Below are 12,750 nucleotides of genomic sequence, written 5' to 3' on the forward strand. Positions count from 1 at the left end.
AGGAAGAAGAAATGAGGATTAGTCATGGAGAAGTTTACATTTTTTTATCGCAGTCATTCACCATTTTCGCAATGGTACCCTTGTGAATTTGTCGTGGATGGATTGGAGTTTAACTGTGCTGAGCAATATATGATGCTAAAAAAAGCGCAGCTTTTCGGAGATGAAGAGGCAGCTCTGAAAATTATGCAATCCCCTACCCCAAGGGAGCAAAAAGCCCGTGGTCGCAGTGTGCGCGGATTTGACCAATCCTTATGGGAAGCAAATTGCCAGCAATTCGTGTATGACGGAAATTATGCCAAGTTCACCCAAAATACGAATTTGCTCAAGCACCTGCTTAAAACGAAGGGAACTACTCTGGTTGAGGCTAGTCCCACGGATACCATTTGGGGTGTAGGTTTAGCTGAAAATGATGCTCGTATACGGCACCGGAAGCTATGGCGGGGTACGAACTGGCTGGGGGAAATATTGACGAATTTACGTGAAGATCTATTGCAAAAGGAGGATTAGTCACCATGAAAAACACAATGAATTCCCGAAGTAAGCGGGATGCCAGGGCACATATGGCGCATGAAACATTATCCATTTTAGAGAATGGGCATTATACAAATACCAAACAGGTACAAGTAAATATAGAAAAAGAGGTAGGGAATGCTGTCACAGGCTCGAAGCTATATAGACCTTCTCAATTGGTAGCGATAAAGCAAGAGGCAGAGCAAAGAATAAAAAGTATATTAGGAGCTTCTTCCGATGTAGTCGAACAGGCGATCATTAAAAAGATGGAAGTAACGGGAGAAAGTACGTTGCAGGCCGCACATAGACTCCAGGTCGAGGAGAAGCAGGAACACGTAGCATGTTTGAATTTTGCATCAGCCAAAAACCCAGGGGGCGGATTCCTCGGAGGCAGCCAGGCTCAAGAGGAAAGCTTGGCTCGTTCGTCAGCGCTGTATCCTTGCATTTCACAAATGGAGGAAATGTACCAACATAATCGGAAGCTGCGGAGCTGTTTTTATTCAGATTATATGATTTATTCTCCTCAAGTCCCTGTATTTCGGGATGATCAGGGAACATTGCTAGAAGAGCCGTATCTAGTCGATTTCCTGACCGCACCTGCTGTGAATGCTGGAGTCGTGCGTGAACGGGAGCCAGAGCAAGTGTATCGGATTGGAGAGGTCATGTTGGAGCGCATCCGTTACATTTTGGGAATGGCCATGCAAAACGGGGTAGAACATCTTGTGCTTGGTGCTTATGGTTGCGGGGTATTCCGTAACAAGCCGGAAGAGGTTGCCGACTGGTTTAAGCAAGTGCTTGTAGCTGAAGGATATGGACTGCTGTTTGAGCGGATTGTCTTTGCAGTATTGGACCACAAAGCAGAGCAGCGTACTTTAAACAGTTTTAAAAATGCTCTATCCTGATGTTAGAGACAGATTAAACATTAATACTGATGAAATAGGAGAGTGCTGAATGAACCCATCTTCCAACATTACCTGGCATGTATCAGAAGTGGATAAGCAAGCTCGACAGCTTCTGAACGGACATAAGAGTCCGGTGCTTTGGTTTACGGGGCTGTCTGGCTCGGGAAAGTCAACGGTATCCTCCACACTCGAAAAAGCGTTATATGCAAGAGGTATACGTACATTTATTTTGGATGGGGATAATGTTCGGCATGGTTTGAATCGCAATTTGGGTTTCCTGCCCGCTGACCGCAAAGAAAATATTCGTCGTATAGCCGAAGTATCCAAGCTAATGGCACATGCAGGTGTTCTAACGATTTGCGCCACCATATCGCCTTATCGTGAGGATCGTGAAATGGTAAAGGACATTTTACAGCAGGAGGGCTGTTACGAGATTTATATCCGATGCAGTCTAGAGGAATGCGAGCGTCGTGATCCAAAAGGCATGTACAAGAAAGCAAGAGCTGGAGAAATCCAACATTTTACAGGGATTGATGCTCCATATGAAGTACCGCTGGAACCTGATTTAATCGTATCTACGGAAGGCCGGGAGGTAAAGCAGTCGGTACAGGATATTTTGGATTTTCTCGATAGAAAGCAGCTCTTATTATGATTTTATGATGAATTCTATATGAATATTGTCTGAAAGTCTCTATAGCAAAACCTAAAGAAGTGATCAATGCGATCATTTCAGAATATAGAAATTGAAGTCACTTTATTGTAAATAAATACAGCACTATATTACGGCAAGCCTTAAGGGGCTTGCTTTTTTATTTGTGATTTTAAACTAATTCTAAATCCTATATTATAATTATTATAAAAAAGTATTGATTTTTGTTTGTGCACAATTTATAGTGAAAGGCACAAGGTCAACCAATTCAATCAAGAGGTGATTTCAATTATGAGTAACCAACCAACGAACCTGACTACAAGCTGGGGCGCTCCTGTTGGAGATAATCAGAATTCGATTACAGCAGGCTCACGGGGGCCTGTACTAATTCAGGATGTGCATCTGCTGGAAAAATTGGCGCATTTTAACCGGGAGCGTGTGCCGGAACGGGTTGTTCATGCCAAAGGTGCGGGGGCACACGGATATTTTGAAGTCACTAATGATTTGTCTTCATATACAAAAGCGAGCTTTTTGTCCGAAGTGGGTAAGCGTACACCGATGTTTATCCGTTTTTCTACTGTGGCAGGTGAGCTAGGCTCGTCCGATACTGTACGCGATCCACGTGGATTTGCGGTAAAGTTTTATACAGAAGAAGGAAACTATGATCTCGTGGGCAATAATACACCTGTCTTTTTTATTCGGGATGCCATTAAATTTCCTGACTTTATTCATACGCAAAAACGTCACCCCCAAACGCATTTGAAAAACCCGAATGCGGTCTGGGATTTCTGGTCCTTGTCTCCTGAATCGCTGCATCAGGTAAGTATTCTCATGTCTGATCGCGGTATTCCCGCTACACTTAGACATATGCATGGTTTTGGCAGCCACACGTTCAAGTGGGTGAACGCCGAGGGACAGGCCGTATGGGTGAAATATCATTTTAAAACAGAACAAGGTATACAAAATCTCGATGTGGATTTAGCTGCGAAAATTGCCGGTGAAAACCCGGATTATCATATACAAGATTTGTTTAATGCGATTAAAAAGGGCGATTTCCCAGCATGGAAACTTTATGTGCAGATTATGCCCATAGAAGATGCGGATACGTACCGTTTTGATCCATTTGATGTGACCAAAGTATGGTCTCAAAAGGATTACCCGCTGATCGAGGTAGGGCGCATGGTGCTGAATCGCAATCCTGAGAACTACTTTGCTGAGGTAGAGCAGGCGACATTCTCGCCAGGTTCATTTGTTCCTGGTATTGAGGCTTCCCCGGATAAGATGCTGCAAGGACGCCTGTTTGCCTATGGTGACGCACATCGCTACCGTGTAGGTGCAAACCATAATGCGTTGCCAATCAACCGGCCGCATGCGGAAGTACACAACTATCAACGCGATGGTGCATTGCGCAGTGACGGTAATGGCGGGGGATCTGTCTATTACGAGCCGAATAGTCTCGGCGGACCGAAAGAATCATCAGCTCACAAAATTGCTCCTTTTGAAGTGTCTGGCGAGGCACAAAGTGTAGCCTACGATCATCACGATCACTACACACAACCAGGGGACCTGTACCGCTTGCTGAGTGAAGAGGAGCGCTCACGTCTGGTCCGAAACATTGTAAATGCCATGAAGCCTGTAGAAAGTGATGAAATCAAACTGCGTCAGATCGGTCATTTCTATAAAGCTGATCCTGAATACGGGCGTCGTGTAGCGGATGGTCTGGGCTTGACCGTACCACAAGGCGAGTAGAAGGATTGGCAAACGCCTAACCTGAAAGCCGTATGAATAAATAATAAAAGGATGTCCCCACACCACATATATGGTGGAGGGGACATCCTTTGTTTTTGAGAGTCATGTAAAGCAGGGGCTACTAAATTCTCTTCAACCGAGGTAAGTAAACCACCAGAAACAGTGACCGTCCCAGGGCAAAGATGATAAAGGATAACCAAAGTCCATGATTCCCATAATGAGGAACGCACCAGAAGAGAGCAATCAAAAAGCAGACCAGTGAAATCAGCATCGAATTACGGATCGGATACGTTACCGTCATCCCTGTAAACACACCGTAGAATACGAGTCCCAGCCCGGCTGCTAGGGGAAAGACCACCAGCCACCCATTGTAAGGAGCTGTCAGGCTAATCACTGTAGTATTCCCTGTAAATAGCGAGATCAGCGGCTCTTTCAGTGCAAGATACAATCCTCCTGTCACTACACTGGTAACCAGTGTCCAGAACCAGGATAAATGAATAACTCTCTGCAGCATTTTACGATCTCCAGCACCACGAGCCTGTCCCGTCATGATGCTACTGGCGTTGGCGAACCCGTCAAAAAAGTAAGCCATAATGTAATGGATCTGCAACAAAATAGCATTTGCCGCCAACTGATCGGTTCCAAAGCTCGCACTGCGCGCCGTAAACAGATTAAACATCGTCAACAGGCAGGCAGTACGAATCATGAGATCAAGGTTCGTCGCCATGACACTTTTTAACTCTGAGGCACCGAACCATTCTCGCCAATTCCTCTGTCCGCTGCGCTTCCATTCTCTCCAAATCGGTGAACGGAACACCAGTACAAGACCCAATACACATGCAAGAGCTTCTGCAATCAGGGTAGCGCTTGCGACCCCAGCGACATTCCAATGCATGACCTGTGTAAATACAATAGCTAATAGCATATTAATCACATTCATGGATATTTGTAAAAATAGTGTAGCTTTCACGCGGGACAATCCCATCAGCCATCCGAGCAGCACATAGTTCACTAATGTAAGGGGTGCTCCCCAAATACGGATGTTAAAATAAATTGCTGCTTGCTCTGCCACATCCTGAGCTGGATGGATGAGCTGGAGAGAAGCTAGCAAAATGGGCTTTTGCAATACAATAAATACTGCACTAATAAGTAGAGCTATGGCAAGTGGGCGCATGAGAGCAGCTATGCCTTGATCGTTATTTTGTGCCCCTGCGGCTTGTGCTGTGAAAGCTGACGTACTGACTCGCAGAAAGCCAAACAGCCAATATAAAGTATTGAAAATAAGAGTACCGACTGCCACGCCGCCTAAATAGGCAGACTGGCTCAAATGACCGATTACTGCTGTATCCACCGCACCGAGTAGCGGGGTTGTAATCGTCGAAATAATTAAAGGGATTGCTAAAGCAAGATAGGCTCGGTGGGAAGGCAGCATGTTGAAAAAACCTCCAGTAACGATTGTGTATAGGGATGCCGATCCGAATGAAATAATGATTCCTTGGAAAAATGCTCAAGCACACGGCCATCTTTCATAACCATGATTCGATCACTCATAAAGTGCACAGCCGCCAGATCATGCGAGATAAACAGATAAGCCAGTCCAAACTCATCCTGCAAATCCTTAAGCAGATTCAAAACCGTGGCTTGTGTGGTCACATCCAAACTTGCAGTCGGCTCGTCCAATACGATAAAATCCGGTTCTGTGCTAATGGCACGTGCAATGGTTACACGCTGCTTTTCCCCACCACTGAGCTGATGTGGGAACTTATCCAGATAGCTGGCCGGAAGCTTTACCATACCTAACAGCTGTTCTGCTATATTCCGACGTCCGGAGGGCAAACCCGCCATAAAGGAAGGAACATAGCACTTGAGCTGATCCAATGGCTCCAGCAGTGATTGCAGAATGGTTAGTCTGGGGTTCAAAGCTGCGGATGGATGTTGAAATACCGCCCCCAGTCTGCTGCGAATCCGTTTTAATTCACTTCGCTTTAATCCTCGAATGGACTGTCCATCCAGTCTAAGCTCACCTTGATCAAACGGGTCTAATGTTAAAATACAGCGAGCGAGTGTGCTTTTCCCACTGCCGCTTTCTCCGACAACACCCAGACATTCTCCGGGCAAGATCGATAGAGCAACATCGTGCAGCACAGTTTTGCCCCCAGTGTAAGCCTTCGTCAACCCGGAGACGGTAACAACAGGGTAGGGGCTGTCTTGCCACTGAGCGCAGGCGCCTTGATTATTCATGTATTGTGCTCCTTTCCGGTGCAAGCTGTTCATCAGTGCTATTGCATGGCAAACGCGAAGGAGCGCCTGGAGACAGCGGTGGAATAGCCGCCAGCAAGCGACGCGTATAGGGATGGACTGGATGGTCTAGCACCGCTTGCGTTTGGCCAGCTTCAACCAAAACACCTGTACGCATTACTGCAATTCGATCCGCATACTTCCGTACATGCCGTAGATCGTGAGTAATCCACAAGACGGAAATTCCCGTTTCCATCCGGATTTGGTCAATGAGCTGGAGTACTCGGTGTGCAGTGAGCGTATCCAGCGCAGTTGTGGGCTCGTCGGCAATAAGCAGCTTTGGCTTTAGAAGCAGTGCAGCTGCAATAGCCGCTCGCTGCAATTGACCGCCGCTGAGCTCGAATGGATAGCTGCGGTACACACGTTCGGCGGGAAGCTGTACGTGCTGAAGCACCTCGATACAACGCTGTTTACGCGCTTTACGGTCTTGCTTGCCGTGAGCACACATCAGCTCGTCGAGTTGGCTGCCTACACGTAAAAAAGGTGTAAAAGCCCCGTGATAATCTTGAAAAATGTAAGATATTTCACTGCCAAGCAAGGAACGTCTTTGTTTAACAGGTAGGGCAAGCAAATTCTCGTCATTCCACATGATGATTCCTTCAGCGCTAACAGAAGCGGGGAGCAGACCGCCAATAGCGAACGCAGTCATGCTTTTACCGCTGCCGCTTTCGCCTGCCAGAGCACACCATTCTCCCGGATGAATGGCAAGTTCCAGTTGTTCTACAATCGTTTTTGCTTTTGTCCGAATCGTTAAGCCTTCAATAGTCAGCATGTATAGTTCACTCCTCTGACCGGGTTCTAACATCATATCGGTCGCGGAGCTTGTCTCCAAACACGTTCGCCAGTAGCACGGTGAGTACGACAGCTATGCCGGGACCAAGCATTAAATGGGGTGCCATTTGAAAATATGCACGCCCTTCATTCAACATCGTTCCCCATTCGGGAATGGGCGGTTGAGGACCTAAGCCCAAAAAAGATAGAGAGGCGATCATTAAGATGATTTTGCCGATATCCAGCGTAGCCAGTACCAGTACATTCCCAATGGCATGGGGCAGAATATGCCGCATGACAATTCGCAGGGAGGAGGTACCCGCAAGTATCGATAGCGAAATGTAATCCTTTTGCTTTTCAGCCAGAACGGTACTGCGCACCAGGCGGGCATAACCAACCCATTTTACTGCAGACACCGCAAATATAAGATTCCCTAAGCCTGGTCCAAGCAGGCCGCTTAGCACAATGGCAAAAATATAATCAGGCAAAGTCATGAAGGCATCGACTACACGTTGAAATACACGATCCACCCAGCCTCCAATAAATCCTGACAGCAGACCGAGGGGAACCCCGACAACCAGTGAAACGATCAAAATCAACAAACTGGTTCCGACTGTCGTCCGTAGTCCTGCTATGACTCTCGACAGCACATCTCTACCCAAATGATCGGTTCCCAGCCAGTGCATTGCGCTGATCGGTTGAAGTCGACTTCCCATTTGGATATGATACGGATCTTGCGGAGCTAAGAAGGGTATGACTGTAATGGCTGTAAGAATAAACAGGATGGAAAGTGATCCGATCCATGCTTTGGACAATCGTGCCCTGGTGAACTGCCTGTTTTCCACATGTACGGATTTTATCATGATAAACCTTTCTCCTTCAAAGCAATTTCAGGATTGACCCAACGGTAGGACAGCTCTACCAAGATATTGAGACATATAATGAATACGGCCATAAAGATTGTATAGCCCTGTATAATGGGGTAGTCTCTTGCGGCAATTGCATCCACAATCCATTTGCCAAGCCCCGGATAGGCGAATAGCACTTCGATCACCACCGTACCTCCCAATAGGCTGCCAATGCTCTCGCTGAACACCGTAATAAGTGGAACTAAGCTGTGACGGAACATGTGTCTGAAAAAAATGCGAACCGGACTGATTCCACGCGCTTGCGCTGCTTTGATAAAATCCTGCCCCGAGCTTTCAATCAGACTTGCGCGAATCATTCGTACATAAACAGCCGCCATTGCCAATCCGAGGGTAAGAGAAGGGAGGACCAAATGGAAAACAGTTCCATCTCCCATGGACGGCAAAATACGCAATTTAACCGCAAACCATTCGATAAACAAAAGACCTAACCAAAAGCTAGGAATCGAGGAGCCAATTAAGGCAAACACACGACTGGCACTGTCAATCCAGCGGTTACGGTACAGCGCGGACAATGTGCCTAACGGGAGAGCTATCAGCAGCATAATGAACAGGGAGCCTCCAGTCAGGAGGAGTGTATAAGGCAGCTTTTCTATAAACTCTGTCAAGACTGGACGATGGGTTAAATAAGATTGTCCAAAATCCAACTGGAGCAACTGAACCAGCCACTTACCATATTGCACAGGCAATGGCTGATCCAGCCCCAATTGGCTACGCATATCTGCAATTTGCTGATTGGATACAGCTACATCATCTACTCGAAGAATGCTCCGAACGGGATCGCCCGGAACAAGCTTAAGCAGACAGAAGCTCACAAAGGAAAGAATAAGAAAAAACAACATAAACGTCAGAAATTTTTTGGCAATGGATTGAAACATGCTAGTTCACATCCAAGTCCTGGGTCAGCAGATAGTATTCACTTTGGCTGGTTACCCAGTTATGTACGTAATTACGATAGGCCACTACGTTGTTTGGATGAACTAGAAAGGATTGCAGATTTTCTTGGTCAATCAGCGTGACAGCCTTCAGCGCCAGCTTGTTGCGCTGCTCCTCATTCACAGTTGTGTTCAGTTGTGTAATCATACGCTCGAGTTCTGGTATATGCACACGACCGTAATTCAATGCTCCCTCCGGCATATAGGCCGCATTCAGGAAGTAGCTTGCATCGCCGCGCGGGGCTGTAATGTTACTGTAAGTCGCCAAATCCCAATCCTGATGAGCGGCCAGATATTCATCAATATTATCAACCTGACGGATATCAATCGTAATGCCAAGCTCCTTAGCGTTAGCCTGAATCAGCTGCGAAATGAGTGGAAGCTCTGCTCTCGACTGGTAGGTTAACAATGTAAGATGAAGGGAGGACCCGTCAGGATTCGTAACTTTTCCGTTCTGCACTGTATATCCAGCCTTTTTGAAGCCTTCTCGTGCCGCATTCAGATCAAACTTTTTCGTGATATATTTCGGTGAAAAAGGAAAGTCCGGCAAAAACGGACCTTGCGCAGGGGTTCCCTGACCAGACATGATACCGCTCGCAATCTCATCCCGGTTGATCAGATGATCGAATGCTTTGCGCACAGCTGTTTTTTTCAGATCATGATTGTTCATATTGTAAATAAGTTGGTGCGTCCGCAGGCTGGGGAGAGAGTCAACTTTAACGGTAGAATCAGCTTTCAAGAGTTCCAGACTTTCAATGGGCGGACGGTACACAATATCGGCTGTTTTAGCTTGAAATGCAAGCTGACGTGCATTGGCGTCTTCGTTAAACATGAACTTGGCATGTTTCAGCTTTACTTCACCGTTCCAATAGTGCTCGTTGCGCTCCAGATTCAGTTCACTTCCGGCACGGAAACTGGCAACCTGGAACGGCCCCGTTCCCGATGGGAAGTCACCTGTGGCTGTGGTGTCCATAATTGCGGTATTCGGATGAACCAGCTCAGATACAAATTCCGGGAAGGGCTTGTCCGTCGTAATGCTCAAGGTCTGCCCTTCTGCATGAATATCACGGATATGTAGTGCATTTTTGACCGATGGATTGAGCTTTAGCGCTCTTTCCAGAGAGGCTTTGACAGCTGCCGCATCTACGGCTTTACCGCTATGGAATTTCACGCCTGGTCGGATGCTAAAGGTCCAGTGTCGCCCGTCCTTACTATCCCATTTCTCTGCAAGCCAAGCTTCCAGCTTGAGATCCTTATTCACTTTGATTAGTGTTTCATTTACTCCAGCACGAACGGCTGTGTAATTAATATCTGTATGAGGATCAATAGAAGGGCTTTGCACGTTGAACAATAAGGTGACACTCTTATCTTGTGGTGCCGTAGAGGATGTGGATGTAGTGGATGGAGATGAAGCACAGGCTGTCATCATCACCGCCATTACCGCAGGGATACATAGTTTGAAATATGAACGTTTAAACAACAGGGAGTCCTCCTTAATAGTAATCGTAATTTTTACGCTTTACTCCGTGAGTCATATCGTAACCAAATGAGGAGGATTTGTAAATATGTAATTATATGAATACCTATCTAGATTCGTAAAAAAAGGCTGCTTAACCATAAATGAGATGGTTAGCAGCCTTTAAATTTATTCAGGTATTATATTTGGAATAAAAATAATGGTTAATTAGTGCATGGGTGCTTTAGCAGTGCCATGTTCAACATGAACTCTGCGAATGAAAAACGCAAGGATCAGACCGATCACGCTGATGACCATTGCAAAGAAAAATGAATTCTGAGATCCGATTACCATGGCATTAGCCATTTCATTTACGGATTGAGGCATGCTGGATTGGCTCAAATAGCTGTCCATGCCTTTGGAGAGAATACTTACCGCTACGGCAGTACCGATTGCACCAGCGACTTGCTGGAGCGTACTCATAATAGCCGTTCCGTCTGGGTATAGATCCATAGGGAGCTGGTTTAGACCGTTAGTTTGGGCTGGCATCATAATCATAGAAATGCCGATCATCAAGCAGCTATGCAGCACAATAATGAGTACGAGCGTGGATGTCGTTGTAATGCCTGACAGGAAAAACAACACAGCAGCCACGATTACAAGTCCTGGAATCACAAGCCATTTGGGACCAAATTTATCGAATAAGGAGCCCATAATAGGCGACAAGAGACCGTTGATAATCCCACCGGGCAGAAGCACCAAACCTGCTGTTAAAGCGGACAAGGCCAGCCCTTTTTGCAAGAACAGTGGAAGAATCAGCATCGTAGAAAGGATCGTCATCATACATAAGAACACCATGATAACGCCGATCACAAACATTGGATATTTAAATACACGCAAATTCAGCATAGGTGCCTTCATTTTCAACTGTCGTACAGAGAACAAAATCAACGATACCACACCGACAATCACAGGAAGCAAAACAACCAAGCTGGTCCAGCCTTCGCCACCTTCTCCGGATTTACTGAAACCAAACACGACACCGCCGAAACCAATGGAAGATAGGATAATAGATAAAAGATCAATCTTGGGCTTGGTCGGTTCTGAGACGTTCTGCATAAACAAAATACCGCAGATCAGCGAGAGTACCAGGAACGGAAGAGAGATCCAGAAGATCCAGTGCCAAGATAAATTTTGTAGCACCAGCCCTGCAATAGTAGGCCCTACCGCAGGTGCAAACATAATAACCAATCCGATAATTCCCATAGCCGCGCCTCTTTTTTCAGCAGGGAAGATAATTAAGATGGTGTTAAACATTAACGGCAATAACAGTGCTGTACCCATAGCCTGCAAAATGCGTGCGATCAATAACACTGAAAAGGTAGGGGCAAGCGCCGCAACGAGACAACCAGCTATTGAGAACAGCAACGATGCCACAAACAGCTGTCTTGTAGTAAAGGTTTGAAGCAGCAATCCCGATACAGGCACCAAAATACCAAGTGTCAGCAGATAAGCGGTAGTCAGCCATTGAGCTGTTGCTGTTGTAATATGCAAAATCTGCATCAAATCATTCAACGCAATGTTAAGTGCCGTTTCACTGAACATTCCAATAAAGCCACTAAGGAGCAGGGCAATCATAATAGGTAGCACCTTGAACGTCTTGGGTTCAGAGGGTGAACTTGTTTGACTCATTGTACTCATGTTGTTTTTGTTCCTCCAATAAATTAATGGGTATTGAATTATAACGATCGGTCTATATATAATAAACATGCTATTATTTTTTTGTCAAAGTAAAAGTTTCAAATATTATATAATGAAGGATGCTGTATATGGCTGCTAAACCCGAATCATATGAGAATATCGTACAAACGGCGTCGAGACTCTTTTTTCACCAGGGGTATCATGCGACCGGACTGAATCAGATTCTTGCCGAGAGTGGATCGCCGAAGGGATCACTTTATTATTATTTTCCACATGGTAAAGAAGAGTTGGCTTTGGAGTGCATAAGAAGAGGGAATGAGTTTATTAAGCAAAAATTAAAACAGGCACTGAGCGGAAACGAAAATCCTGTAGTAGCCATTCAGGATTTTATTCGTCATACAGCTGAGGATGTAGACCGTCTCGGCTTTGACAGCTTCATGCCGATTGGCTTCTGGGCTGCTGCGGAAACTTCCTGTATCAGCGAATCGCTACGTCATGCCTGTGTGAATACGTTTACAGATTGGCAGCGCATTTATATGGAGCGTCTTCAGGAATCGGGCTTGGATGAGAAAAAGGCACACAGTCTGGCGGTACTGATCATTTCAATGCTCGAAGGTGCATTAATTTTGGCCGTTACGCAACAGAGCAGTGCTCCTATTTATAACATACTGGATTACATTCCACAATTGATCAAATGACTTAGCTGGTCGGTTTTCAAGCGCCCCTAATGAGCTCCAACAAGCGACTTTAGAGAGTCGATGTTTTCATTTTTGAGAACTCGGCTTTTTGGTGCATCCTGGGATGTAATTTTACTCACATTACCAGCACCAAATGATGAAAAGTATGGTAAAAT

At 45.9% G+C, this 12,750-nt stretch carries 12 protein-coding genes; 5 read left to right on the forward strand and 7 right to left on the reverse strand.

Annotated features, from left to right (window positions below; genetic code table 11):
• Positions 1-24 precede the first annotated feature (24 nt).
• From ACXHJ1_RS19120 to katA, 4 genes are all read left to right on the forward strand, one after another.
• On the forward strand, positions 25-507 hold the full coding sequence (locus ACXHJ1_RS19120) for an NADAR family protein (protein WP_457905045.1): 483 nt from the start codon (positions 25-27) through the stop codon (positions 505-507).
• Positions 508-512: 5 nt separating this feature from the next.
• Positions 513-1,412, forward strand: coding sequence for a TIGR02452 family protein (locus tag ACXHJ1_RS19125; RefSeq protein WP_457905046.1), 900 nt, complete (start codon positions 513-515; stop codon positions 1,410-1,412).
• Between the two features lie 49 nt (positions 1,413-1,461).
• Entirely contained in the window at positions 1,462-2,064 is a 603-nt protein-coding gene (gene cysC / locus ACXHJ1_RS19130) for an adenylyl-sulfate kinase (RefSeq protein ID WP_017427014.1), read from the forward strand.
• 288 nt (positions 2,065-2,352) lie between these two features.
• Positions 2,353-3,810 (forward strand): catalase KatA, encoded by a 1,458-nt coding sequence (katA, locus tag ACXHJ1_RS19135; protein WP_017427013.1) that lies wholly within the window; start codon positions 2,353-2,355, stop codon positions 3,808-3,810.
• A gap of 121 nt (positions 3,811-3,931) precedes the next feature.
• On the opposite strand, the gene ACXHJ1_RS19140 is transcribed toward katA, so the two are convergent.
• From ACXHJ1_RS19140 to ACXHJ1_RS19170, 7 genes are all read right to left on the reverse strand, one after another.
• Positions 3,932-5,242, reverse strand: a complete 1,311-nt coding sequence (locus ACXHJ1_RS19140) for an MATE family efflux transporter (RefSeq protein WP_107733551.1) — start codon at positions 5,240-5,242, stop codon at positions 3,932-3,934.
• Positions 5,209-6,051 carry an ABC transporter ATP-binding protein gene (locus ACXHJ1_RS19145; RefSeq protein WP_107733552.1) on the reverse strand — a complete coding sequence of 281 codons (843 nt, stop codon included), beginning with the start codon at positions 6,049-6,051 and terminating at the stop codon, positions 5,209-5,211. The genes ACXHJ1_RS19140 and ACXHJ1_RS19145 overlap by 34 nt, the downstream gene beginning before the upstream one ends.
• Positions 6,044-6,880: an ATP-binding cassette domain-containing protein gene (locus ACXHJ1_RS19150; RefSeq protein ID WP_107733553.1), complete on the reverse strand. Its 837-nt coding sequence runs from the start codon at positions 6,878-6,880 to the stop codon at positions 6,044-6,046. The genes ACXHJ1_RS19145 and ACXHJ1_RS19150 overlap by 8 nt, the downstream gene beginning before the upstream one ends.
• A gap of 7 nt (positions 6,881-6,887) precedes the next feature.
• Positions 6,888-7,742: a nickel transporter permease gene (gene nikC, locus ACXHJ1_RS19155; protein ID WP_016820802.1), complete on the reverse strand. Its 855-nt coding sequence runs from the start codon at positions 7,740-7,742 to the stop codon at positions 6,888-6,890.
• Positions 7,739-8,683 carry a nickel ABC transporter permease gene (gene nikB, locus ACXHJ1_RS19160; RefSeq protein WP_025364966.1) on the reverse strand — a complete coding sequence of 315 codons (945 nt, stop codon included), beginning with the start codon at positions 8,681-8,683 and terminating at the stop codon, positions 7,739-7,741. The genes nikC and nikB overlap by 4 nt, the downstream gene beginning before the upstream one ends.
• Position 8,684: 1 nt before the next feature.
• Positions 8,685-10,220, reverse strand: a complete 1,536-nt coding sequence (nikA, locus tag ACXHJ1_RS19165) for a nickel ABC transporter substrate-binding protein (RefSeq protein WP_107733555.1) — start codon at positions 10,218-10,220, stop codon at positions 8,685-8,687.
• 204 nt (positions 10,221-10,424) lie between these two features.
• Complete coding sequence (locus ACXHJ1_RS19170; RefSeq protein WP_174821092.1) at positions 10,425-11,888, reverse strand: DHA2 family efflux MFS transporter permease subunit; 1,464 nt, start codon at positions 11,886-11,888, stop codon at positions 10,425-10,427.
• Positions 11,889-12,025: 137 nt separating this feature from the next.
• Between ACXHJ1_RS19170 and ACXHJ1_RS19175 the strand changes: the two genes are divergently transcribed.
• A complete protein-coding gene (locus ACXHJ1_RS19175) occupies positions 12,026-12,595 on the forward strand; it encodes a TetR/AcrR family transcriptional regulator (protein ID WP_457905047.1) in 570 nt (189 codons plus the stop codon).
• The last annotated feature ends 155 nt before the right edge of the window (positions 12,596-12,750 follow it).

This window comes from Paenibacillus sp. ALE2 (assembly GCF_054113385.1).

Coding starts and splice junctions, on each gene's coding strand:
- ACXHJ1_RS19120 (WP_457905045.1), top strand. CDS start 25: ATGGAGAAGTTTACATTTTTTTATCGCAGTCATTCACCATTTTCGCAA.
- ACXHJ1_RS19125 (WP_457905046.1), top strand. CDS start 513: ATGAAAAACACAATGAATTCCCGAAGTAAGCGGGATGCCAGGGCACAT.
- cysC (WP_017427014.1), top strand. CDS start 1,462: ATGAACCCATCTTCCAACATTACCTGGCATGTATCAGAAGTGGATAAG.
- katA (WP_017427013.1), top strand. CDS start 2,353: ATGAGTAACCAACCAACGAACCTGACTACAAGCTGGGGCGCTCCTGTT.
- ACXHJ1_RS19140 (WP_107733551.1), bottom strand. CDS start 5,242: ATGCTGCCTTCCCACCGAGCCTATCTTGCTTTAGCAATCCCTTTAATT.
- ACXHJ1_RS19145 (WP_107733552.1), bottom strand. CDS start 6,051: ATGAATAATCAAGGCGCCTGCGCTCAGTGGCAAGACAGCCCCTACCCT.
- ACXHJ1_RS19150 (WP_107733553.1), bottom strand. CDS start 6,880: ATGCTGACTATTGAAGGCTTAACGATTCGGACAAAAGCAAAAACGATT.
- nikC (WP_016820802.1), bottom strand. CDS start 7,742: ATGATAAAATCCGTACATGTGGAAAACAGGCAGTTCACCAGGGCACGA.
- nikB (WP_025364966.1), bottom strand. CDS start 8,683: ATGTTTCAATCCATTGCCAAAAAATTTCTGACGTTTATGTTGTTTTTT.
- ACXHJ1_RS19170 (WP_174821092.1), bottom strand. CDS start 11,888: ATGAGTCAAACAAGTTCACCCTCTGAACCCAAGACGTTCAAGGTGCTA.
- ACXHJ1_RS19175 (WP_457905047.1), top strand. CDS start 12,026: ATGGCTGCTAAACCCGAATCATATGAGAATATCGTACAAACGGCGTCG.